Genomic DNA, 2626 nt, shown 5'->3' on the forward strand with positions numbered 1-2626 from the left:
ATAAGGTATCTGCATCTGAATACATAGGGTGTAAGAAGCGAACTCAGGGAACTGAAACATCTAAGTACCTGAAGGAAAGGACATCAACCGAGACTCCGTAAGTAGTGGCGAGCGAACGCGGACCAGGCCAGTGGCAATGCTGAATAAAGTCGAACGATTTGGAAAAGTCGGCCATAGCGGGTGATAGCCCCGTAGACGTAGAACAGGCATTGTCCTTGAGTAGGGCGGGACACGTGAAATCCTGTCTGAACATGGGGAGACCACTCTCCAAGCCTAAGTACTCGTGCATGACCGATAGCGAACAAGTACCGTGAGGGAAAGGTGAAAAGCACCCCGACGAGGGGAGTGAAATAGAACCTGAAACCGGATGCCTACAAGCAGTCGGAGCTCGAAAGAGTGACGGCGTACCTTTTGTATAATGGGTCAACGACTTAGTGTAGCAAGCAAGCTTAAGCCGGTAGGTGTAGGCGTAGCGAAAGCGAGTCTGAATAGGGCGTTTAGTTTGTTGCATTAGACCCGAAACCGAGTGATCTAGCCATGAGCAGGCTGAAGGTTGGGTAACACCAACTGGAGGGCCGAACCCATATCTGTTGCAATAGATTGGGATGACTTGTGGCTAGGGGTGAAAGGCCAATCAAACTCGGAAATAGCTGGTTCTCCGCGAAAACTATTTAGGTAGTGCGTCGATCGAATACCCTCGGGGGTAGAGCACTGGATGGGCTATGGGGACTCACCGTCTTACTGATCCTAACCAAACTCCGAATACCGAGGAGTACTAATCGGCAGACACACGGCGGGTGCTAACGTCCGTCGTGAAGAGGGCAACAACCCTGACCTCCAGCTAAGGTCCCCAAGTCATGGCTAAGTGGGAAAGGATGTGAGGATCCCAAAACAACCAGGATGTTGGCTTAGAAGCAGCCATCATTTAAAGAAAGCGTAACAGCTCACTGGTCTAAATAAGGGTCTTTGCGCCGAAAATGTAACGGGGCTAAAGCCATGCACCGAAGCTGAGGATACGTCGCAAGACGTGTGGTAGCGGAGCGTTCCGTAAGTCTGTGAAGGGGGACCCGTGAGGGCCCCTGGAGATATCGGAAGTGCGAATGTTGACATGAGTAACGATAAAGGGAGTGAGAGACTCCCTCGCCGAAAGACCAAGGGTTCCTGCTTAAAGTTAATCTGAGCAGGGTTAGCCGGCCCCTAAGACGAGGCGGACACGCGTAGTCGATGGGAACCACGTTAATATTCGTGGGCCTGGTGGTAGTGACGGATCTCGTGTGTTGTACATTCTTACTGGATTGAATGTGCGGCGAAGAGGTTCCAGGAAATAGCTCCACCGTATAGACCGTACCCGAAACCGACACAGGTGGTCAGGTAGAGTATACCAAGGCGCTTGAGAGAACTATGTTGAAGGAACTCGGCAAATTGCACGCGTAACTTCGGAAGAAGCGTGACCCCATGTTAGGCAACTAGTATGGGGTGGCACAGACCAGGGGGTAGCGACTGTTTATCAAAAACACAGGGCTCTGCGAAGTAGCAATACGACGTATAGGGTCTGACGCCTGCCCGGTGCTGGAAGGTTAAAGGGAGGGGTGCAAGCTCTGAACTGAAGCCCCAGTAAACGGCGGCCGTAACTATAACGGTCCTAAGGTAGCGAAATTCCTTGTCGGGTAAGTTCCGACCTGCACGAATGGCGTAACGACTTCCCCGCTGTCTCCAACATAGACTCAGTGAAATTGAATTCCCCGTGAAGATGCGGGGTTCCTGCGGTCAGACGGAAAGACCCCGTGCACCTTTACTATAGCTTTACACTGGCATTCGCCAAGGCATGTGTAGGATAGGTGGTAGGCTTTGAAGCGGGGACGCCAGTTCCCGTGGAGCCATCCTTGAAATACCACCCTTATCTTCGTGGATGTCTAACCGCGGTCCGTTATCCGGATCCGGGACAGTGTATGGTGGGTAGTTTGACTGGGGCGGTCGCCTCCGAAAGAGTAACGGAGGCGCGCGATGGTTAGCTCAGACCGGTCGGAAATCGGTCGTCGAGTGCAATGGCATAAGCTAGCCTGACTGCGAGACTGACAAGTCGAGCAGAGACGAAAGTCGGTCATAGTGATCCGGTGGTCCCGTGTGGAAGGGCCATCGCTCAACGGATAAAAGGTACGCCGGGGATAACAGGCTGATGACCCCCAAGAGTCCATATCGACGGGGTTGTTTGGCACCTCGATGTCGACTCATCGCATCCTGGGGCTGGAGCAGGTCCCAAGGGTATGGCTGTTCGCCATTTAAAGCGGTACGTGAGTTGGGTTCAGAACGTCGTGAGACAGTTCGGTCCCTATCTGCCGTGGGTGTAGGAATATTGACAGGATCTGTCCCTAGTACGAGAGGACCGGGATGGACGTATCTCTGGTGGATCTGTTGTCCTGCCAAGGGCATAGCAGAGTAGCTATATACGGAATGGATAACCGCTGAAGGCATCTAAGCGGGAAACCAACCTGAAAACGAGTGTTCCCTATCAGAGCCGTGGAAGACGACCACGTTGATAGGACGGGTGTGGAAGTGCAGCAATGCATGAAGCTTACCGTTACTAATAGCTCGATCGACTTCTTCGTTCCCATTGATTATGTTCATC

Annotated in this window: 1 rRNA gene; it reads left to right on the forward strand. The window is 52.5% G+C overall.

What is annotated here, in order from left to right:
- Positions 1 to 2606, forward strand: a 23S ribosomal RNA gene (locus AC27VJ_RS22550); the annotation flags it as partial.
- Between the last annotated feature and the right edge of the window lie 20 nt (positions 2607 to 2626).

This window comes from Agrobacterium sp. 20P9.1.2, from assembly GCF_057799395.1.